This window comes from Allobosea sp. P4_E12 (genome assembly GCF_056401655.1).
Genome location: NZ_JBFUIY010000012.1, coordinates 162,532 through 183,324 on the forward strand (window position 1 = coordinate 162,532; position 20,793 = coordinate 183,324).

21 protein-coding genes are annotated in these 20,793 nt (G+C 64.0%); 8 read left to right on the forward strand and 13 right to left on the reverse strand.

Features of this window, described 5'->3' with window-relative positions:
• Position 1 precedes the first annotated feature (1 nt).
• A complete protein-coding gene (locus AC1DW9_RS17450; RefSeq protein WP_441491787.1) occupies positions 2-385 on the forward strand; it encodes an SUF system Fe-S cluster assembly protein in 384 nt (127 codons plus the stop codon).
• 19 nt (positions 386-404) lie between these two features.
• Positions 405-1,316: a protein-L-isoaspartate O-methyltransferase family protein gene (locus AC1DW9_RS17455; RefSeq protein WP_476775395.1), complete on the forward strand. Its 912-nt coding sequence runs from the start codon at positions 405-407 to the stop codon at positions 1,314-1,316.
• Positions 1,317-1,327: 11 nt separating this feature from the next.
• Here the strand turns inward: AC1DW9_RS17455 and AC1DW9_RS17460 are convergent, their stop codons facing one another.
• The gene (locus AC1DW9_RS17460) at positions 1,328-1,630 is read right to left on the reverse strand and encodes an ArsR/SmtB family transcription factor (RefSeq protein WP_441491785.1); all 303 of its coding nucleotides are present in this window, start codon (positions 1,628-1,630) and stop codon (positions 1,328-1,330) included.
• A gap of 81 nt (positions 1,631-1,711) precedes the next feature.
• On the opposite strand from AC1DW9_RS17460, the gene AC1DW9_RS17465 reads away from it, so the two are divergent.
• Entirely contained in the window at positions 1,712-2,599 is an 888-nt protein-coding gene (locus AC1DW9_RS17465) for a PhzF family phenazine biosynthesis protein (protein WP_441491784.1), read from the forward strand.
• A gap of 198 nt (positions 2,600-2,797) precedes the next feature.
• Here AC1DW9_RS17465 and AC1DW9_RS17470 read toward each other — a convergent pair whose 3' ends face one another.
• Together AC1DW9_RS17470 and AC1DW9_RS17475 are read right to left on the reverse strand one after the other, a co-directional pair.
• Positions 2,798-3,160, reverse strand: a complete 363-nt coding sequence (locus tag AC1DW9_RS17470) for an MmcQ/YjbR family DNA-binding protein (protein ID WP_441491783.1) — start codon at positions 3,158-3,160, stop codon at positions 2,798-2,800.
• Positions 3,161-3,195: 35 nt separating this feature from the next.
• Positions 3,196-4,269 (reverse strand): malate/lactate/ureidoglycolate dehydrogenase, encoded by a 1,074-nt coding sequence (locus AC1DW9_RS17475; RefSeq protein ID WP_441491782.1) that lies wholly within the window; start codon positions 4,267-4,269, stop codon positions 3,196-3,198.
• Between the two features lie 178 nt (positions 4,270-4,447).
• Here AC1DW9_RS17475 and AC1DW9_RS17480 point away from each other — a divergent pair, with 178 nt between their 5' ends.
• Complete coding sequence (locus AC1DW9_RS17480) at positions 4,448-4,843, forward strand: HesB/IscA family protein (protein ID WP_441491781.1); 396 nt, start codon at positions 4,448-4,450, stop codon at positions 4,841-4,843.
• A 17-nt stretch (positions 4,844-4,860) separates the two neighbouring features.
• Here AC1DW9_RS17480 and AC1DW9_RS17485 read toward each other — a convergent pair whose 3' ends face one another.
• The gene (locus AC1DW9_RS17485; RefSeq protein ID WP_441491780.1) at positions 4,861-5,919 is read right to left on the reverse strand and encodes a GGDEF domain-containing protein; all 1,059 of its coding nucleotides are present in this window, start codon (positions 5,917-5,919) and stop codon (positions 4,861-4,863) included.
• 186 nt (positions 5,920-6,105) lie between these two features.
• The gene (locus AC1DW9_RS17490; protein ID WP_441491779.1) at positions 6,106-7,578 is read right to left on the reverse strand and encodes a DEAD/DEAH box helicase; all 1,473 of its coding nucleotides are present in this window, start codon (positions 7,576-7,578) and stop codon (positions 6,106-6,108) included.
• A gap of 162 nt (positions 7,579-7,740) precedes the next feature.
• Between AC1DW9_RS17490 and AC1DW9_RS17495 the strand changes: the two genes are divergently transcribed.
• Positions 7,741-8,436, forward strand: coding sequence for an alpha/beta fold hydrolase (locus tag AC1DW9_RS17495; RefSeq protein ID WP_441505572.1), 696 nt, complete (start codon positions 7,741-7,743; stop codon positions 8,434-8,436).
• A gap of 3 nt (positions 8,437-8,439) precedes the next feature.
• Here AC1DW9_RS17495 and AC1DW9_RS17500 read toward each other — a convergent pair whose 3' ends face one another.
• The 3 genes from AC1DW9_RS17500 to parE form a co-directional block, all read right to left on the reverse strand.
• A complete protein-coding gene (locus AC1DW9_RS17500; protein ID WP_441491777.1) occupies positions 8,440-8,703 on the reverse strand; it encodes a hypothetical protein in 264 nt (87 codons plus the stop codon).
• A 74-nt stretch (positions 8,704-8,777) separates the two neighbouring features.
• The gene (locus AC1DW9_RS17505; RefSeq protein WP_441491776.1) at positions 8,778-9,704 is read right to left on the reverse strand and encodes a LysR family transcriptional regulator; all 927 of its coding nucleotides are present in this window, start codon (positions 9,702-9,704) and stop codon (positions 8,778-8,780) included.
• A gap of 204 nt (positions 9,705-9,908) precedes the next feature.
• A complete protein-coding gene (gene parE / locus AC1DW9_RS17510; RefSeq protein ID WP_476775394.1) occupies positions 9,909-12,002 on the reverse strand; it encodes a DNA topoisomerase IV subunit B in 2,094 nt (697 codons plus the stop codon).
• Positions 12,003-12,337: 335 nt separating this feature from the next.
• On the opposite strand from parE, the gene AC1DW9_RS17515 reads away from it, so the two are divergent.
• Positions 12,338-12,538: a hypothetical protein gene (locus AC1DW9_RS17515; protein ID WP_162768477.1), complete on the forward strand. Its 201-nt coding sequence runs from the start codon at positions 12,338-12,340 to the stop codon at positions 12,536-12,538.
• Positions 12,539-12,593: 55 nt separating this feature from the next.
• Here AC1DW9_RS17515 and AC1DW9_RS17520 read toward each other — a convergent pair whose 3' ends face one another.
• Both AC1DW9_RS17520 and AC1DW9_RS17525 read right to left on the reverse strand, forming a co-directional pair.
• Complete coding sequence (locus AC1DW9_RS17520; protein ID WP_476775393.1) at positions 12,594-13,742, reverse strand: glycosyltransferase; 1,149 nt, start codon at positions 13,740-13,742, stop codon at positions 12,594-12,596.
• A gap of 69 nt (positions 13,743-13,811) precedes the next feature.
• Positions 13,812-14,678 (reverse strand): FkbM family methyltransferase, encoded by an 867-nt coding sequence (locus AC1DW9_RS17525; protein WP_441505575.1) that lies wholly within the window; start codon positions 14,676-14,678, stop codon positions 13,812-13,814.
• 192 nt (positions 14,679-14,870) lie between these two features.
• On the opposite strand from AC1DW9_RS17525, the gene AC1DW9_RS17530 reads away from it, so the two are divergent.
• Positions 14,871-16,238, forward strand: coding sequence for a TIGR03808 family TAT-translocated repetitive protein (locus AC1DW9_RS17530; RefSeq protein ID WP_476855137.1), 1,368 nt, complete (start codon positions 14,871-14,873; stop codon positions 16,236-16,238).
• Positions 16,239-16,352: 114 nt separating this feature from the next.
• On the opposite strand, the gene glnA is transcribed toward AC1DW9_RS17530, so the two are convergent.
• Together glnA and AC1DW9_RS17540 are read right to left on the reverse strand one after the other, a co-directional pair.
• A complete protein-coding gene (gene glnA / locus AC1DW9_RS17535; RefSeq protein ID WP_476855138.1) occupies positions 16,353-17,762 on the reverse strand; it encodes a type I glutamate--ammonia ligase in 1,410 nt (469 codons plus the stop codon).
• Positions 17,763-17,857: 95 nt separating this feature from the next.
• Positions 17,858-18,196 (reverse strand): P-II family nitrogen regulator, encoded by a 339-nt coding sequence (locus AC1DW9_RS17540; RefSeq protein ID WP_113518708.1) that lies wholly within the window; start codon positions 18,194-18,196, stop codon positions 17,858-17,860.
• Between the two features lie 327 nt (positions 18,197-18,523).
• On the opposite strand from AC1DW9_RS17540, the gene AC1DW9_RS17545 reads away from it, so the two are divergent.
• Positions 18,524-20,068, forward strand: a complete 1,545-nt coding sequence (locus tag AC1DW9_RS17545; RefSeq protein WP_476775391.1) for an NAD(P)H-hydrate dehydratase — start codon at positions 18,524-18,526, stop codon at positions 20,066-20,068.
• Between the two features lie 63 nt (positions 20,069-20,131).
• On the opposite strand, the gene AC1DW9_RS17550 is transcribed toward AC1DW9_RS17545, so the two are convergent.
• Complete coding sequence (locus AC1DW9_RS17550; protein WP_476775390.1) at positions 20,132-20,689, reverse strand: PRC-barrel domain-containing protein; 558 nt, start codon at positions 20,687-20,689, stop codon at positions 20,132-20,134.
• Positions 20,690-20,793: the final 104 nt, after the last annotated feature.

Here is a 20,793-nt window from a genome sequence, read left to right on the forward strand (position 1 = left end):
GATGAGTGAGAGCGCCACCGAAGAGCTGAAGCCGAACGCCCCCAGCATGGGCGCGAGCTCGGGCCTGCCGCCGGAGGAGATCGATCGTCTCACCGACGATATCGTTGCAGCGCTGAAGACGGTCTACGATCCGGAGATTCCGGCTGACATCTATGAGCTCGGCCTGATCTACCGGGTCGATATCGCCGATGACCGCCAGGTCGCGATCGACATGACTCTGACCGCGCCAGGGTGCCCGGTTGCCGGCGAGATGCCCGGCTGGGTCGAGAACGCGGTGAGCGCCGTGCCCGGCGTCGCTGCGGTGACGGTGAGCATGACCTTCGATCCGCCCTGGGACCAGTCCCGGATGTCGGACGAGGCCAGAGTAGCGCTCGACATGTGGTGACAAGGGCAGGCGGGCTTCCGTGCGGGGACAGCGCAGGACGAACGAGCGGGAGCTCGCGATCGCGCGGCGCGCATATGCCCGGCAGATGCTCGCCAGCGTCGGCGTCGCCGATAATCCTGCGCTCGAGAGCGCCTTTGCGGCAGTCGCGCGCGAGTGCTTCATCGGCCCGCCGCCATGGCATATGTCGCGCGGCGGCAGCTATGCGATCCTGACATCCAGTGATCCGACCGTCGTCTATCAGGATGTCCTGATCGCCTTGGCGCCGGAGCGCGGCGTCAACAACGGCAGCCCAAGCCTGCATGCCCATTGGCTGAATGCGCTGAGGCCGCGTGCGGGCGAGCGCGTCGTCCATATCGGTGCTGGCACCGGATATTATACGGCAATCCTGGCGCAGCTTGTCGGCCCCGCGGGACAGGTGCTGGCGGTCGAGTACGATCCGGTCTTGGCCGAGCGTGCCGCCGCCAATCTGTCGGACCAGCCCTCGGTCACGGTCGTCAAGGGCGACGGCGCCGAATGGCCGCGCGAGCCGGTCGATTGCATCTACGTCAATTTCGCCGCCGCCCGCCCTGCCGAGGCATGGCTCGATCGCCTCGCGCCCGGTGGCCGGCTGATCTTTCCGCTTGGCGTGCCCGGGCCGGTCGATGCAAGGGGCAGGAGAGGGCGACATTCCTTTCGCGGTGCGGGCTATCTGGTTGAACCTCAGGGCGAGGGCTTCAGCGTCTCCTGGCTCGGAATGGCATCCTTCGTCTGCGCTGAAGGCGCCCTTGCCGGGACGCCGGCCGAGCAGGCGGCCCTGTGGGCGGCCTTTGGCGGCGAAGATGCGGAATTCGTGCGCAGCCTCAGGCGCGGCGACGAAAAATCCTCTGCGCGGCTCTGGCTGCAGGGCAATGGCTGGAGCCTGAGCTACGACACCGCCACGAAGGAGCACTGATCTCCGCCGAGCTAAAGCTCTGCGAGCATCGCTGCCTTGGCAGCGCAGATGCGCTCCTCATTGCGCCGGTAGAAGGTCCATTGCCTGATCCGCCTCGGCGTCACCAGCCGTGCCCGCACGAGAACCTTCATGTGTTCGCTCAGCGTCGGCTGGCTGATACCGAGCTTCTCGGCGATGAAGACCCCGCAAACCCCATCCTCGACCAGATCTCCGTCGACCTGTGGCGGAAAATGCGCGCGCGGATCCTTCAGCCAATCCAGGATCTGGAGGCGGCGCTCATTGGCGAGCGCGCGGAACAGGTCAGCCGGGTTCATTCTGGCACTTTGCCAAATCCCTAATTCATGGCAAGAGGAATCCCTCTGAGCCATCGGATTCCAGCGTCGATCGGAGCCGCCATGCCGTCCTACCCCTTCGAAACCGTCGATGTCTTCACGGACCGTCGCTTTGGCGGAAATCCGCTGGCCGTCTTCACCGATGCGCGCGGCATGTCGGACGCGCAGATGCAGTCCTTGGCCGCGGAGATGAATCTCAGCGAGACGACCTTCGTGCTGCCGCCAGACGATCTGGCTCATACCGCACGTGTCCGCATCTTCCACCGCACCGGCGAAATGCCCTTTGCGGGCCATCCCAACGTGGGTACGGCCTGTGTGCTGGCGCGGCATGGCCACGACCGCGATGGCGTGCTTCTTTTCGAGGAAATCGCGGGCCTCGTCGAGGTGAAGGTTGAGCGAGATCCCAATGGCACGGTGACGGGCGCCACGATCGCTGCGCCGCAGCCGCTCTCGACAGGCATCACGCTCCCCGTTGCCGGGATTGCCGCCTGTGCCGGTCTGAACCCCTCGGATGTGGTGGTCGTGTCGCACCAGCCGCTCCAAGCCTCGGTCGGCGTGCGCTTCGTGCTGACCGAAGTGAAGGCGGAGGCTCTGTCACGGGCCGTTCCCGATCTCGCATCGTTCCGGGCGCTTGAAGCAGCGCACCCGGAGCTGGAGAAGCGGTTATCGCTCTTCCTCTATGTGCGTAATGGGCAGAGCATCCGCGCCCGCATGTTTGCGCCATTGGCCGGTACATGGGAGGACCCGGCAACGGGTTCGGCGAGTGCCACGCTGGCAGCGTTGCTGCTATCGCTTGGTGATGGCGAGAGTGCACGCTTCGAACTCACCCAGGGCGTCGAGATGGGGCGCCCGAGTCTGCTGCAATTGACGGCGCGGCGCAGTGAGGACGGCATCCGCGCGACCGTCGGCGGCGGATGCGTACCGGTGCTGCGCGGCGAGGCGCAGCTTTAGATCATCGGACCGGATCTCGTATCCGGTCCGATGGCCTCATCTCCTGTGTTCGCGTCGGCTTTTCCGAAAATCACGATCCACGTTTGGGGCCGACGCCTTAGATCATCGGACCGGATATCGTATCCAGTCCGATGATCTAACCCTTTGTCTTTGCATCGGCTTTCCCGAAAACCGCAATCCACTTTTCGGGCCGATACTTTAGCCGTTCAACCCCAATTGCTGGCGCAGCGTCTTTGTCAGTTTGAGCGCAATCAGACGATGGCTTTCGCGGAGATAATCCCGAAGCGCATCGTCGGCCATGCTCTCATCGGATTGCCGCTGGATCCAGGTCATTCCCCGTGAGGCGAGATAGGGGGCAGGCCGCAGGCCGGGCTGCTCCTGGAGGATGGTGTAGGCCATATCCGAGCATTTGAAGGTGACGGCCAGCGGCTTGCCGCCGCTCCAGCCGGCAATGGCAAAAACCTTGCCGCCGACCTTCCAGACATGGGCGCCGCCCCATTGCACGACATGGCTCGTCGCTGGCAACGAGGCGCAGAACGCGTTGTAGTCATCAAGCGTCATTGGCGCCCCCGTGCTCCCATTGCGAGCCTGAGCGCTCAGTACTGCTCTGCATCAATCCCGTAGCGCGCCGCTGCCCCCTTGATCTGCGACCAGGTCTCATCGTCAAGGGGAATGCCGGCGCGAGCGCGCTCGGCGCGGACCGCGCGCTCCTTGTCGCCCGGCGCCAGCACGGGATTGGCCGGGTCCTGCGGCTTCGCGGCGCGAACAAACGCGAGATAGCTCTCGGTCCGGCTCTTGCGGAGCGCGGCGTCCGGCTCCAGCCGCGACGGGTCGATCAGCACGCCGAACAGCGAATTGATGATCCAGCTCCTCTGTGGCTTTTCGTCGATACGGGCAGCGCCCATCAGTCCGGCTGAGAGCAGTTCGGCAATCAGCGACAGGCCGGCGCCCTTGTGATCGCCGAAGGGCAGCAACGCGCCGAGCGGCAGGTCCGGAATGGCGTGCTGGAAGACATGGGAGGGATCGGTCGTTGGCCTGCCCTCGCCATCGATGATGTAGCCCGGAGGCACCTCAACGCCCTTGTTCAGCGCGACGCGAGCCTTGCCATGCGCCATGCGGCTGGTGGCGAAATCCAGGATGATCGGCTGACCATCAGGCACGGGAATGCCGATGGCGTGCGGATTGGTGCCGAAACGGGCTTCCTTGGCGGCATAGGGCGCGACGATCGGCGGGCGGCCGGCGACATTCACCCAGAAGAACGAGATCAGCCCGGCTTCCGCGGCGATCTCGGCATAGTGGCCGATGCGGCCGATATGGTGCGCGTCCAGCAGATTGACGATGGCGACGCCACCGTCTTGCGCCATCTTGGCTGCGCGTTCGACCGCCTCGCGCGCGGTGGGCTGCCCGAGCGCGACCTGGCCGTCGATGATCAGGAAGGGAGCGCTGTCGAGTTTCGTGACGGGCGCTGCGTCCGGTTTCAGGTTCCCGTCCGCCAGCGAGGTGAAATAGAGCGGGATCATGCCGACACCATGGCTGTCATGGCCGCTCAGATTGGCGAGCACGAGATGGTGTGCCGTCTCCTGTGCCTGCGCCTCCGTCCAGCCGGCCCTTGTGACCATCTCGCGGACGAGGGCATGGAGCGATTCCGGGCGGTGCAGGCGATAGGTCATGTGTGTTCGAGCCGCTTCTGGTGAGAATGTCACAGTGCATGCCCCGGTCCGTCATGCAATGCGCGCAATGAAATGGCGCCGTTGCGCCGCAACACCTCGACGTTGCGCTTACCGATCCTTATGTAGGACATGCAATCCTGTTTCATCGGGCCTTGAACCCGATCGAGGAGGGACGAGGATGTTTTCAATTCCGGGCCTGAAGGTGGTGTCGCTGACCGACGCCGCTGCGACGCGTATCCGCGAGATCATGGCGCAATCGGCGCTCGACAATCCGGACGCGCCGGCGCTCGGCCTTCGTGTCGGCGTCAAGAAGGGCGGCTGCGCGGGGATGGAGTACACCTTCGAGGTCGCCCGTGAGGCGCATAAGGGCGACGAGGTCGTCACCGAGAAGGATGCGACCGTGGTCGTCGATGGCAAGGCTGTGCTCTTTCTGCTCGGCACCGAGCTGGATTTCAGGAGCGACCGCTTCTCCTCGACCTTCGTCTTCAACAACCCGAACCAGGTTTCCGCCTGTGGCTGCGGCGAATCGGTCGAGATCAAGCCCCACGCCGAAACGGCGCTTACCGGCTCCTGATCCCCGGATAGCGCGAGTCAGGCCACGCGGCTTGTCGTGTCCAGCGCCTCTTCGGTGATCGTGCGGTTGCGGCCGTCACGCTTGGCCTGCATCAAGGCCTGATCGGCGCGATCGACCAGTGAACCGGCCGTGTCGCCTCGACGATAGACCGAGACTCCCAGCGAGATGGTGATCCGACCGAGGTTTTCGTTGGTCGAGCGCTTGATCAACTCGCGGGTGAGAAGCGCCTGGCGCACCGTCTCGGCACCGAATTTGCCGGCGACGATATCGGCTTCCGGCAGGATGATCGCAAATTCCTCGCCGCCGAAGCGCGAGATCACCGCCTTCTCCTTGAATTTGTCCTTCATGGTGCGGGCGACGAGGCGCAGCACCTGATCGCCGGTCAGATGGCCATGTGCGTCGTTGAAGGTCTTGAAGAAGTCGATATCGGCCATGACCAGCGCAAAGGGCTCGCGCTGCAGCGTCGCCTGGTCGATCGATTTCTGCAGCATCTCCTCGAAGTGGCGGCGATTGGCGAGGCCGGTCAGAGGATCGGTCAGCGCCTCGGCCCGCGTCGTTTCCAGCGCCTCGCGAAGATGGCGGATCTCGTTGGAGCTGTCCTTCAATTGCGACTCGAGCTGGGTCTTGCGCACCACCTCTTCGCGGGTCGACATGACCAGCGCTTCGACCCATTCGCGCAAGCGCTGCCGGTCGGTCATGGGCGGGACTTCGTCCGACATCGCGCTGAGGCGGCCGTGATAGCGCTCGCTCGAATCCAGCGCGCGATCGACCAGCGACATCAGGCTGTCGATCTCGCCGAGAACCTGCAGGCTGGTGCGTTCGGCCTGGCGCGCGAGCCGTTCGGTGCTGATGAAGCGGTCATAGAGGCTGTCGATATCGGCAGCGCCGACCTGACCCTCGCTACCGGTGATGATCGCGTTCATCACCATGCTGAGTGCGGGCATCTCGCCGCTCAGATGTGCGTACCAGACCTCGAAGGCGCGGGGATAGCCGGGAGAGCCATGTTGGCGCATGGCCGCAACGACACGGTCGGGCAGGTCGGACGTGTACTGGGAGGACTGCGTCTGTTCGCTCATCGTCATCGCCCGACCGGAGCCGATCCCGCTGGCCACACCGGCCATCTCGGGCTCGATTGTGAATCGAAGCGGGACATTCTGTCCGTCATGACGGCGGCAATCGCGCCCCGCAGGGTGGCTGCGGGAAGCCCTAGCCACTCACTAAGATTGGAGGAACGGTGTTAAGATACCGTTGATGCTGCGGTGTCAGCCGACCTTGACGGGCCTCAGCAGGAAGGCCGGGACGTGATCGCCCAGGCCCTTGACCTTGGGTTCGCGATCGTCCTCGTCCCGACGCCGATCATGTGGGCGCGAGTGCGCTGGCGCAGGCTGCTCGCTGGCATGGCGAATGCGGGTCTTGGTCGGCCGGTCCTCGCCACGGCGGCGGGTGTCCTGAGGGGCACGATCGGCGACTTCCACGACCGCTGCCTCTTCCGACGGTGCGGCTTCCTCGCGTGGGGTCCGCAGGGGACGCCCGCGACCGCCACGCGGCGAACGCTTGTCGTCGCGGCGGCTGCGACGCTCGTCGCGCGGTTCACCGGGAGGCAGGTCGTTGAGGCCGGGGCCTTCCCAGGCAATCGGCTGGCCGGTGAGCTTCTCGACGGCGGCGACAAGCTTGTCGTCGTGACGGGTGACGATCGTGAAGGCTGCGCCGAGGCGGCCGGCCCGGCCGGTGCGGCCGATGCGGTGGACATAGTCCTCGGCATGGGTCGGAACGTCGAAATTGAAGACGTGGCTGACGGCCGGGATGTCAAGCCCTCGGGCGGCGACGTCGCTCGCCACCAGGATCGGATTCTCGCCGGTACGGAAGGATTCCAGTGCGGCCATGCGGGCATACTGGTCCATGTCGCCATGCAGCGCGACGGCAGGGAAACCATGTTTCAGCAGGGACTTATGGAGCGTCGCGACATCGCGCTTGCGGTTACAGAAGACAATCGCGTTCTGCAGGTCCTTGGCGTCGCGGATCAGCTTGCGCAGCGTGTCGCGCTTCTCATAGTCCTGCGAATTGGAGGCGATCAGGCGCTGCGTGATGGTCGTGGCTGCCGTCGCGGGACGCGAAGCCTCGATGCGCACCGGATTATGCAGGAACTGCTCGCTGATCCGAGTGATTTCCGGCGGCATCGTCGCCGTGAAGAACAGGGTCTGCCTCGTGAAAGGCACAAGCTTGCAGACGCGCTCGATGTCGGGGATGAAGCCCATGTCGAGCATGCGATCCGCTTCGTCGATGACTAGCAATTCGACGCCGGTCAGCAGCAACTTGCCGCGCTCCACGTGATCGAGCAGGCGCCCAGGCGTCGCGATCAGTACGTCAACGCCGCGGGTGATCTTGGCGTCCTGATCGCCGAAGGAGACGCCGCCGATCAGCAGCGCGACCGAGAGCTTCTGGTTGACGCCGTAACGCGAGAAATTCTCCTCGACCTGCGCGGCAAGCTCGCGGGTCGGTTCCAGGATCAGCGTGCGGGGCATCCGCGCCCTGGCCCGGCCATTCTCCAGAATGGTGAGCATCGGCAAGGTGAAGGCGGCGGTCTTGCCCGTGCCCGTCTGCGCAATGCCGAGCACATCGCGGCGCGCGAGCACATGGGGAATGGCCTGAGCCTGGATGGGGGTAGGCGTGGAATAGCCTGCGGATGTGACCGCCGTCAGAACTTTATCGCTGAGGCCGAGTTCGGCAAAAGACATCGAGAGTTGCGCTTCTTCAGGGTCGGTGACACGTGGCGGGACGACCTATCAACCGCGACGGTGGCGCGACTTCTCTTTCCTGCGCGCCTTCGGACCCCTGTCCAATGCAGAAATAACGCGGGAAAGTCAACAAACTAGGCAAGAACGGAAGGTATGATTGCCATGAACGAGCCGCTTGTGCTGATTCCAGGGTTGAGCTGCACCGCGGCGCTCTATGGACCGCAATGGCCGGCGCTTGCCCCAGGGCGGCCGGTCCTCGTCGCCGATCATGCCCGCGACGATAGCCTGGCCGCCATCACAGCTCGGCTGCTGGAGGCGGCCCCGGAGCGGTTTGCGCTCTGCGGTCTGTCGATGGGTGGCTATATCGCCTTGGACATCATGCGCCGGGCGCCGGAGCGCGTGACGCGGCTGGCGCTGCTCGACACCAGCGCGAAGCCGGCGACGCCGGAAACCAACGCGCCGCGTGAGCAGATGATTGCTCTCGCCGAGAAAGGGGCCTTCGACAATGTCACGACTTTGCTCTGGCAAAAGCTCGTGGCGCCGGAACGCCTGACCGACGAGGTACTGCGCCTCGATGTGCGGAAAATGGCAGAAGATATTGGTGCAAAAGGGTTTGTTCGCCAGCAAAGAGCGATCATGGGGCGGCCGGACTCTCGGCCGGGCCTTGCTGCCATCTCGGTGCCGACAATGATTCTGGTTGGCGCGGAGGACCAGATCACGCCTGTCGCGGAAGCCCGGGAGATCGCCGATGGAATCGGGGGCAATGCGCGGCTGCGCACCATTCCCGATTGCGGCCATCTCTCGACACTGGAAGCGCCACAGGCGGTTACAGAAGCGCTGCTGAGCTGGCTGGGCTGACGCTCAGCGCGGAGCGGAGCAGGGGTCGAGCCTGGTTTCGTTTGCGCTCTTGCGGATCGATCCGGTGACGAGCGGATCGATCATCTGGCCCTTGGAGGCTGCGGATGCGACCTGGCTCAGGCGCTCTGTGTCGAGATGGTGCGCCGTCTGGGTGGAAACGAAATTGACGGCGATGACCGAAAGGAAGGCGATCGCCGCGCCAGCCTTGGCAACATCCGCGACCATGCTGCCGCGCTCGTTTTTCAAGAAGAGTTTGATGACCCGCATGGGGCGCTCCGCATCGTTGGGGCGCAATGCCGCCCCTTGATGAGCATTTTGCGCGCGCGCCAGTAAAAGCTTGGTTAGCGAATGCTTGCCGGGGTCGTCAGAATGCCATTCAAGCGTGTCCTGTTTGCTCGAAAGAGTGTCTGCAGCGCCCGCAGCACGGCCATCACGGCCGGACGCTGGCGGGGGACCTCGTGCGAGACGAGAAAGATCTCGTCGGCAGTTTCGTCCGGGGGCGGCGCGAGGCGGATCAGCGCGTCGTCGAAATCGGCCATGAAGCACGGCGCCATCGAAACGGCGCCCGCCGAGCGAATGCTCTCATAGCGCGCGGCTGAATCTCCGACGCGGGCCGCGATCGGGCGCCCATTGGCCCAGTTCAGGATGTGCTCCTCGATACGGGAGGAGACGTCACGGCTGACCGAAATGATGGGCGCCGTCAGAGGATCGACATCGCGGCGCGCATAGAGCGCCTGCACCAGTCGACCGATCTTCTGGCTGAAATAGCCGCTCTCCTGCGGGGGGCGGCGCATCCGGATTGCAATATCGGCATCCCCGCGAGCCAGGTCGAGCCGGTCTCGCGTGCTGATGATGCCGATCTCGACGCCGCCCGCCTGGGCCGAAATCGTCGTCGCATGCATGGTCAGGAACAGGCTGATCGAGGTCGTCGCCGTCACCCGGACAGGCGCATCATCGGCGGAGCGTGCCGCACGCGTCCGGTTGCTGAAGCGCTCCACCGCATTGGCGATGTCACTGGCATCGCCGGCGAGAGTTGCGCCGATCTCGGTGAGAACGAGCCGGTTCGCCATGCGCCTGAACAGCGGCAGGCCGAGCTCTGCCTCGAGACTCTTGAGGCGACGGGCTACCGTTGCCTCGCTCAGCCCGAGCGCGACCGCTGCCACGGCCAGCGTCCCACCGACCGCGACGGAGTGGAAGATCGCGATGTCGTCCCAGTTGGGTGAAACCAGCGCGTGGCGTCGAGGTGGAGAGGAAGCAGGCTGCCCCATGCGATCATCGGCCATGGCTGAGCATGGGGGCCTGTTCTGGCATCGGCATCATCATGCGGCGTGTTCGGGGGCGGGCGATTGCGGTTGGGCATGTCGGCAAGATGCCGTCGGGACACCTGGCTGACAGCCCGCCGACTTTGATGGTCTCACCGACAAAAATGCGAGGGTAGCGCGCGCCCGAATATCCTGGCCGCGCCCCCGGCCTCACAGGTCGATCAGTTCGCCGGCGAAGGCCGCGCGCTCCTGGATGAAGATGAAGCGGGCTTCCGGCTTGTTGCCCATCAGCCGCTCGACGGTATCGGAGGTCTCGTCCCGCGCCTCGTGCTCGACCATCACCTTGAGCAGGATGCGCTTGGCCGGGTCCATCGTGGTTTCCTTGAGCTGCGCCGGCATCATCTCGCCCAGACCCTTGAACCGGCTGATCTCCGGCTTCTTGCCCTTGAACACGGTCGCGATCAGCTCGTCCTTATGGGCGTCGTTGCGGGCATAGACGCTCTTGCCGCCATGCTGGAGCCGATAGAGCGGCGGCACGGCAAGGTAGAGATGTCCCTTCTCGATCAGGCGCGGCGTCTGGCGCCAGAAGAAGGTGACGAGCAGCGAAGCGATATGGGCGCCGTCGACATCGGCGTCCGTCATCACGATGACCTTCTCGTAGCGCAGGTCATCCTCGCGGAACTGGCTGCCGATGCCGCAGCCCAGTGCCAGGATCAGGTCGGCAAGCTGCTGGTTCTGGTTCAGCTTCTCGCGGGTCGCGTTGGCAACGTTGAGGATCTTGCCGCGCAGCGGCAGGATCGCCTGCGTCGCGCGGTTGCGCGCCTGTTTGGCTGACCCGCCGGCGGAATCGCCCTCGACGATGAACAGTTCGGAGCCTGCAGCGCCGGCGCTGCTGCAATCGGCTAGCTTTCCAGGCAGCCGAAGCTTGCGCGTCGCGGTCTTGCGCGAAACTTCCTTCTCGAGCCGGCGGCGCTGGCGTTCCTCGGCCCGGTCGACCGACCAGTCGAGCAGCTTCAGTGCCTGCTGCGGCGCGGCGGCGAGCCAGTGATCGAAAGCATCGCGCACTGCGTTCTCGACGATGCGCGCGGCCTCCAGAGTCGCAAGCTTGTCCTTGGTCTGGCCCTGGAACTCAGGCTCGCGGATGAAGACCGACAGCATCGCGGCACAGGTCGCCATGACGTCGTCGGAGGTCACTTGCGCCATGCGCTTCGACTGACCGATACGCTCGGCATGGTCACGCAGGCCGCGCAGCAGCGCGACGCGCAAGCCCTGCTCATGCGTGCCGCCTTCGGGCGTCGGAATGGTGTTGCAGTAGGACGAGCTGAAGCCGTCTTCGCCGGTCGCCAGCCACGCCACGGCCCATTCCAGCGAGCCGTGGCCGCCATCCCGTGTGATCTTGCCGGAGAAGATCGGCTCGGCGACCAGATCCTTGCCCTCGATCTCGCGGCCGAGATAGTCGCGCAGGCCTCCGGGAAAGCGGAAGACGGCCTCCGCGGCGACGTCACCCTCCGGCTTCAGCAGCGCCGGAGCGCAGCGCCAGCGGATCTCCACGCCACCGAAAAGATAGGCCTTCGAGCGTGCCATCCGGAACAGGCGGGCAGGGGAGAAATGGGCCCCCTCGCCAAAGATCTGCGCGTCGGGATGAAAACGCACCTTCGTGCCGCGCCGGTTGGCGACGCGTCCGACGGTTTCCAACGGCCCCTGCGGGGCCCCGCGCGAAAAGACCTGACGATAAAGCATCTGGCCGCGCGCGACTTCGACCTCGAGCCGGTCGGACAGGGCATTGACGACGGAAACGCCGACGCCATGCAGGCCGCCCGAGGTCTCATAGGCCTTGGAGTCGAATTTTCCGCCGGCATGCAGCGTTGTCATGATGACTTCGAGCGCCGACTTGTCCGGGAATTTCGGATGCGGATCGATCGGGATCCCGCGCCCGTTGTCGGTGACGGCCAGCGAACCGTCCTCGAAGAATTCGACGTCGATGAAGGTTGCGTGGCCGGCGACCGCCTCGTCCATCGCGTTGTCGATCACCTCGGCGAAGAGATGATGCAGCGCGCGTTCGTCGGTGCCGCCGATATACATGCCTGGCCGTCGGCGCACCGGCTCGAGCCCCTCGAGGACTTCGATGGCGGACGCGGTATAGCCGGCCTCGGACAAGGTGCCGTTGCGCGGGACGGAAGGTGAGGCCGATTGCTGCGAAGGCTTGCTCGGGGCGGCCGCATCACGCTTGACCGGCGATGGCTCGGGCGCCCGCTGCGGCTGCTCGCCGCTGCCCTCACCGAAAAGATCGCCATTCTCCGTCATTTCGTTCGCCGATCACCTGATTCGCAGCGCTGATAGAATAGCGCATCCGGGACGTCGCCAGGGCCGGCACTCAAGCCAGCCGCAACGATTGTTCCCCAGACATATAACGAACATCGCTCCGAACAAGCAGGAGAATCGTCGCTCCACCCCTTGCTGTGCACCGAACCCTCAGCCGAGCGAGCGTCGCAGCGGTGTCACGCGAGCATGCCATACGGTGTCGCGGCGGATGGTTCATGTCGCATTAACCCGGCGCGAACGAGAGTGGTGGGGTCGAGATTCGCCAGCTTGCGAATGGCTCTGCAGCTGTCGGAAACTTGGGAAATTGGGAGGCTGTCGTGGTCGCGCGTTCGTCGGTTCCAGGGATGAAGATGGCCGGGCTCGAGCGCACCGCGCGCCTTGCCGGTGAATCCTTTGGTTACGAGGATATGGCGCTGCTGACCGGCTCCCGCTCGATCGATGCCGGCCAGGGCCGCAAATTGTGGTGGCTCGCAGCCTCGGTTGCGCTGATCGGCGTCGTGGCGCTCGCCTTGCGCTGAGGCGGACGCCAACCGACAGGCTTAAACGCGGGCGGAGTGCAGCGTCGGTCGCCTGTCAGTCCCGACGATCGGCGATCAGCCGGTCGTAGAAGGCGAGATGCCTCCGCGCCGCCTCATCCCATGAGGCGGAAAGATTGACACCAATCGCGTCCGCCCTGTGAAGCTGGGCGGCGATGATGGCGTCGGCGAATTCTTCAGGCGCCGCATCGACCCGGCAAAGCACTGTCGCTGGACTATCGATCTTGGTCTTCAGGGAGGGCGACAGGTCGAACTCGTCCCGACGCTCGGCTTCGGTCGAGACCAGCGGGATCGCGAGCTGGCTGACGGCTTGGAAGCTGCCGCGGCGCGTGCTGATGCCGTCGGTGAAAGGCAGCAGGAAGACATCAGCCGCCGAAAGCGTTGCCATCAACTCGCCCTCGTCGTCGATGCGGCCGCGAAAGTCGAGCCAGTCGATGATGCCGAGCTCGCGCGCGAGGGCAAAGAAGGCCTCGCGATCCCTGGGCTTGTCCCAAAGGAAGTCACCACAGACTAGGAGCCGCGCCTTGATGCCACGCTCGTGCAGCGCCTTGACGACGCGCAGCAGCATGTCCGGGCGCTTGCTCGCATAGAGCACGCCGAAATAGCCGATGACGATGTCGGCTCGCATCGTGCCGCTGCCCAGTGCTTTCGTCCGCTCCTCGACGACACGTTCCGGATCGATCTGGGCCGGCATGATGTTCGGGCCGATAGGGATGACCGGGGCAGCGAGCTTCCTCCTTGGCCCGACCAGCGGGGTCTTGAGAAAGCTCTCGCGCTGCTGTTGCGAAACGAAGATGAAGCCGTCGGTCGCGAGGATGTCGGGGATGATCGAGAGGTAGCGCAGCCGGTTGAGCGAGGCCCACTCGTGCAAGGTCGCGACGGTATCCCCCTTGCGCGTCCAGAGCCGCGCCAGCATCAGCGCCGAACCTGGCAGGATCGCGTTCCCCCAGCCTTCGACAGGAAGCTGAAAATGTGCAATCCGGTCCTCGCGCAGAGCCCCGGCGATGGCACGGACGAAGGCTGCGGGCTGGTCGGGCTCTATCGTGTGAAGGGTGGCAAAACCGGGACGCTGCGCGTTGATGGCGTTGGCAAGTCGGCGCGCATAGTCCATCACCGCGCAGGTGACGGGTTTGGCCGAGCCGAAGATGATCACGGAGGGCGTGGGAGAGAGACGGGAGCCAGGCATACGCGTCCTGAATTCGAGCACTTGACCGGCGTTAACTTATCCTGGGCGGCGCGCTGCGTGGGCTGAACCTCAGATCAGTGAACCGAAGCTCGCCACAAGATTGCAGCGTCGTATCGGAACCTTGGCAACTTCCTCGAGCCAGCAGGAATAGCCGAATGTCAGTCGGCTCAGCTCCTGAGCAAGCTTGCCCCGGTGATCTCCAGTTTCGCGCAGAGAGTACAGGGTGTCGTAGCCAGCAGCCTTCAGTTCGGCCCATGCTCCCTCGCCCGCGGTGCTATCGTTGCTCTCGAATGCAACGATCGGGCGATGAGATGAGAAGGTTTGCCGTAGGCCCGCAAATACATCTGCCTCGAACCCCTCGACGTCGCATTTGACAAACCCGACCCGCTTCGCACCCGATGCAATTGCCGGCTCTCGTTGAGCTAGGAATGCGTCGCCCCGGCGGACTGGCAGCACAAGGTCTCCCTGCCCAGACGCGAAGCTGCCGCTCCCATCGTTTCCCTGCTCAAGCAAGGAAAACCTCAACTCGGCATCTGCTTGGCCGAGGCCGACTTCATGAACGCGAATGTTGCCCGTTTGCGAAAGCACGACGTTCGTCTTCAACAGCGAGGCGATAGGAGGATTGGGTTCGAACGATATCACTTCCTCGAACGAATCTGCGAAGTTTATGGAATGATTTCCTATATTCGCGCCGATATCCAGGAAGATGCATGAGCCGAGGTTCCTCTCTTTGAAGAGGGCTTTGAGGAACGCGATCTCGCGACGTTCATACACCCCATTTCCAATGATCGAGATGCCGAGATAGTCCGTTGGGATCACCGCAATCCGAGGATGGGGCGGAAGGTGTTTTCTGCTGCTCGGGACGAGCTTCTTGATCAGAAGGTCATGCGCGCGCTGAACGGCATATGTCAGACGCCCTTCCTTGATCGGCAGCATCGCCGCAATCTCCCCTAACGGCATGGATCGCGACGCATAGCCCCAATCCTCTACCGAACGCTTAATGGGCCCGTGCATCGCTGTCCCCGGCCGCACCTACGCTCGGACATCGTGAGTTATGCACGGTGCATTTGACGTGGATAGGAATACTGACCCATATCGTTCTCGTTATGTTCGATATGGAGATATTCGATGCCATCCTACGCCCTGTTCGACGACGCTGTGGTTGCCCGCACCGCCGCAGCGAGTTCCGGCTGGACTACATTCACCGACCTCCAATCCATATTCGACTACGCCCGCAATCAGGGGAGGCCTCTCTTCTTTCAGCCCGGTGTTTATGACTCGGGCACCGTCACGGTCCTGCCGACGAATGGCGGCGGCAAGCCGTTGCAGGTTCGCGCCATGCCCGGCTCGGTCGTCCTGCGTTTCACAGGAGCGAATACATTCCTTCGGATCGAAGGGCAGAACCAGGTTCGCTTCGAGGGGATTTTCTTCGACGGCCAGAACCGGGCCTTGACAGACTATGTCTCTCAGCGCCCGGCCTTCATCGCAATCGCCGGCAATGCCCAGGACGTCCTGTTCGATAACTGTCAGATCATGAACTCGCCTGGCATTGGAGCCTATATCGCGAGTTCGTCCGGCGCGGTCTTCCGGTCCTGCTATTTCGGCAACCATTCCGTCGGGATCTGGAGCGAGAACGCCCAGATCAAGGCGCTGAACAACACCATTACCGGCATGTTGAACAATGGTATCGCGGTCTGGCGTGACGCGATCACCGGCGACAGCTCGACGATTACGGGCAACTTCATAAACGGCGTCGATACGGTTGGCGGCGGGACTGGGCAAAACGGCAATGGCGTCAGCGTCTTCCGGGCCGTTGGCGTTTCGATCACCGATAACAAGATCTTCAGCGTCAAATTCTCCGCCATCCGCTGCAATGGCGGGGGGCTGCACAACGTCAGCAACAACAATATCTACAACACGCGCGAAGCGGCGATCTTCATCGAGGCGCCGGGTGCCGGAATTGATCTCACGGGTTGCATCGTTTCCAACAACAGCCTCGACACGGTCGGTAGCGGCATTCTCGTCGCCAACTCCGGCCAGTTCTCCGACGGCGTTTCACGCAGCGTCATCGTGGAAGGCAACCGCATCTCCAACGTCACCGACAATCCGATTCCCGATCCCGGCTACTATCCGCCTTCAACGATCGGAAACGGCATCGTCGTCGAGCAGGACTGCGTGGTTTCCGGCAACCTGATTGACGGAGCTGCGCGGGTAGGCATCCAGGCAGGCATCRATACGGCTGCACGCGCGCTGGTGGTTTCCGGGAATTTGGTGCGTAACGCGGCTATCGGTATTGGCGTCTCGAACGAAGCTGTGACGAACAGCGGACGGTCCGTCGTTGTCTCTGGAAACATCGTCAACGGTGCCAGCCTCGGTGGCATCGTGCCGACCGTCTTTACCGGCACCTCCATGAATCGCGTGGGAACGGCCGATTACGGCAATGATCTCGCAACGGCCGTCGGCAGCGTCACCTTCGGGCATAATCGCTACGTCTGAGGGCCCTGTCAGAAAAAAAGCCGGGGCGTTGCCGCCCCGGCGTTTCAGGTGGACCGCGATCTGCCGCGGTCGGGAGGATAGCGGCTGCGCCGGGACGTTCCCGGCGCAGAGCTCTCAGTAGGAGTAGTACATCGCGAACTCGACCGGGTGCGGCGTCATTTCGAAACGCGCCACATCCTGCATCTTGAGCTCGATATAGCTCTCAATGAAGTCGTCGTTGAAGACGCCGCCGGCCTTGAGGAAGGCGTTGTCCTTCTTCAGCGCCTCGAGCGCCTCGCGCAGTGAGCCGCAGACGGTCGGGATCTTCTTCAGCTCGCGCGGCGGCAGGTCGTAGAGATCCTTGTCCATCGCCGGGCCGGGATCGATCTTGTTCACGATGCCGTCGAGGCCGGCCATCAGCAGCGCGGCGAAGGCGAGATAGGGGTTCGCCATCGGATCGGGGAAGCGAACCTCGACGCGCTTGGCCTTCGGCGAAGTCGTCCACGGAATACGGCAGGAGGCCGAACGGTTACGGGCCGAATAGGCCAGCAGCACCGGAGCCTCATAGCCGGGAACGAGACGCTTGTAGGAGTTCGTCGACGGGTTGGTGAAGGCGTTCAGCGCCTTGGCGTGCTTGATGATGCCGCCGATATACCAGAGGCACTCCTGCGACAGGTCGGCATATTTGTTGCCGGCCATGATCGGCTTGCCAGCCTTCCAGATCGACTGGTGSACGTGCATGCCCGAGCCGTTGTCRCCGWAGATCGGCTTCGGCATGAAGGTCGCGGTCTTGCCGTAGCTCTGCGCCACGTTATGGATCGCGTACTTGTAGACCTGCATGGTGTCGGCCATGTGGGTCAGCGTGTCGAACTTCAGGCCGAGCTCATGCTGGGCGGAGGCGACCTCGTGGTGGTGCTTCTCGACCTTGGCGCCCATCGCCGCCATGGCTGCCAGCATCTCGCCGCGCATGTCCTGCGCCGAATCCTGCGGCGGGACGGGGAAGTAGCCACCCTTGGTGGCGATGCGGTGGCCGAGATTGCCGCCTTCGTAATCGGTCATGCCGTTGATCGGCAGCTCGACGTTATCGAGCTTGAATCCGGTGTTGTAGGGGTCGGCCGAGATCTTGACGTCGTCGAAGACGAAGAATTCGGCTTCCGGGCCGACATAGACCGTGTCGCCGATACCGGTCGACTTGAGATAGGCTTCGGCCTTCTTGGCGATGCCGCGCGGATCGCGGTTATAGGGCTCGCCGGTCGCGGGCTCGAGCACGTCGCAGGTGATCACCATCGTCGCTGCCGAGAAGAACGGGTCCATCACCGCCGTCGTCGGATCAGGCATCAGCAGCATGTCGGACTCGTTGATCGCCTTCCAGCCGGCAATCGACGAGCCGTCGAACATCGTGCCCTCGGCGAAGATGTCCTCATCGATCATGGTGATGTCGAAGGTGACGTGCTGCCACTTGCCGCGCGGGTCGGTGAAGCGGAAGTCGACATACTTGACGTCATTGTCCTTGATCGCCTTGAGGACGTCCTTGGCGCTCTTCATCTCAGCATTCCTCTTGAAAGCAGTTTCTCAACATTCATCGATCCGCGGGTATTCGCCCGGCGGACGCCGATTTCGCGGGTTCGGGAATGAAGCCCTCAGATCGCGTCCGCGCCGGTCTCTCCGGTGCGGATGCGGATCGCCCCCTCCACCGACGATACAAAAATCTTGCCATCGCCGATCCGGCCGGTCTGAGCGGCCTTCTTGATGGCTTCGATCGCGCTCTCGACCATCTCGTCGGCCAGCACGATCTCGATCTTTACCTTCGGCAGGAAGTCGACGACGTATTCGGCGCCGCGATAGAGCTCGGTATGGCCCTTCTGGCGGCCGAATCCCTTGGCTTCGAGCACGGTGATGCCCTGCAGCCCGACTTCCTGCAGTGCCTCCTTCACCTCATCCAGCTTGAAGGGCTTGATGATCGCTTCGATCTTCTTCATGCGCCGACCGGCCTCCCTTGCGCGTGGTTGGAAACGGATATTCGTCCGTTCCTCGATACCGCCTGCCGGTCCAATCGTCGATGCACTGAAAATCGGCCTTTCCCGATGGCTCGGAGGCCGGTTCAGCGTTCCGCCGTGGCAGACGAACACTCGCCGTATGTGCTCATAGCATCGGCGCGTGTGCCTCGCCATGAGGGAGCGTGGCAGGTATCGCCTCATGATGAGGCGATATTCCGCCCATAATTTATGCAGATGATCAATCGATAGCCAAACGAGATCCGCGCGCCCGATCTTGCTATGAGCGTCCGGCTTCCGGATGATCGCGCGATGAGCACAGCAGACGAGATCGCCCTTGCCCTGTTGACCCCAACCGAGATGGCGCGCGCCGACAGGGCTGCGATTGCGGCCGGAACGACGGGGCCCGTCCTGATTGAGCGAGCGGGCAGGGCGGTCGCCGATGCCGTCAGCCGGCGGGCCCTACCCGGACAGGCCATTCTGGTTCTCTGCGGTCCTGGCAACAATGGCGGGGACGGGTTCGTCGCAGCCCGTCTCCTTCGCGAGCGCGGTTTCGGGGTGACGCTTGCCCTGTCGGGTGACCGTGAAGCCTTGAAGGGCGATGCCCTTGCGATGGCGCAGGCCTGGACCGGTGAGGTCATGCCGATTTCCTCTGCCGCTCCCGAGCGGGCAGCCATCGTGGTCGACGCCCTTTTCGGTGCTGGCCTCGATCGGCCGCTGGCCGGCGACGTCGCCGCCGTGGTGCAACGTGTCAACGCCTCGGCAGCTGCGGTGATCGCCGTGGATGTCCCCAGCGGCCTTTCGGGGGAGACCGGACGCGCTGATGGAGCGGTCACAAGGGCCGATGAGACGGTCACGTTCTTTCGCCTCAAGCCGGGGCATCTGCTTTATCCCGGGCGTGGATTATGCGGCGTGGTGACGCTTGCCGATATCGGCATCACGGCGGAGGTGGCATTTGGCAAGGGCGCCCTGGAGGCGCGAACTTTTCGCAACGAACCGCCGCTATGGCGCGCCGAGTGGCCGCACCACGCGGTCGATACCCATAAATACAAGCGCGGCGCGGTGCTCGTTCTGGCGGGCGGGCTTGCAGGGGTTGGCGCGCCCAGACTCGGGGCGCGTGCCGCGCTGCGCATTGGCGCCGGCCTGGTGACGATTGCGTGCCGGCCCGAAGCCCTTGCCGCGCATGCCGCCCGCGGCCCGGATGCGCTGATTCAGCGGGCAGCTGCCTCGGCAGCCGATATAGAAACTCTGCTGGCCGAGAAACGGCTCGGCGCAGTCCTCGCCGGCCCGGCACTCGGGCTTGACGAAACGGCTCGGGAAGCCGTCCTTGCCGCGCAGCGCTCGCGTGTTCCAGCGGTATTCGATGCGGACGCGCTCACCCTGCTGGCAGCGGAAACCACGTCCGTCCCGATCGGCTCGAGGATCAGGCCGAGCGGCGCAGCTTGCGTACTTACGCCGCACGAAGGGGAATTCGAGCGCCTCTTTGCCTCGTCTGCGGACGTGATGGCTGCTCCGTCTAGGCTCGAACGGGCGCGCCGCGCTTCGGCGGCCACCGGTGCGGTCGTCGTCCTGAAGGGGCCGGACAGCGTCATTGCCGAGCCCGGTGGAAGGGCCGCGATCAACATGACCGGCAGCCCGGACTTGGCGACGGCTGGGTCCGGTGATGTCCTGGCCGGCCTCATCGCGGGGCTGTTGGCCCAGGGCATGCCAGCCTTCCAGGCCGCCTGCGCCGCCGTCTGGCTCCATGGCAAGGCCGCGGAACGGTTTGGTCGTGGCTTGATCGCGGATGATCTGCCGGAAGCTGTCCTGCCCGTTCTCTCCGAGCTGCCTGCTCGTCGAGATGGTAACGTCCATTAGCTGGCGAACAACTTTGGAGATCGCCGGCCCGCTGCTTTGCAGGCCGGGATGTCTGGTGGCCAATTAGCGGCTGGCATAGGTCACGGCCGGTGCCGCCGTGAGTTGTTCCTTCGTCATGCTGATGACGCCATGGTCCGGGTACATCATCGGACCACGCGGAACAGGCGCAGCCGCTGTCGGAGCCGTGGCCGGACCGCTCGTGCTGCCGCTTCCTCCTGCGGGGGCAGGGGCAGGGGCCGGAGCGGGAACCACCATCGGCTCTTCGCTCCACGTCACCTGTTCGAAGGGGATCGCAACATCCTTCGATCCGATGCCAAGAAAGCCGCCGACGCCGACGGTCACCATCTCGACCTTGCCTGCCTTGTCGAACAGGACTTCCGTCACATCACCGACCTTCTTCTTGTCGGAGCCGTAGATATCGACACCGATCAGCTTGGACGCACGCCACTTCCCCTGGCCTGCGAGGTTGTTCTCTGGCGGCTTGGGGCGCTCCACGGCGGGGGCCGGAGCCGAAGGAGCTGCCGAGGGGGCGTTCGATGAGGGCGCACTGGTCTGCGAGATCGCGGTCGTCGCAAACATGACAGCTCCGACGGCCGTCAGCGCGATTGAATGCTTGAACATCGCTTCCTCCATTCAGGAACCGCAATTGCGGCTTGAGCGGAAAACGTCGGAATCCGGATTTGGTTCGCCAAAACCCTCCCTTTCGACGCGGGACATTGCCATGC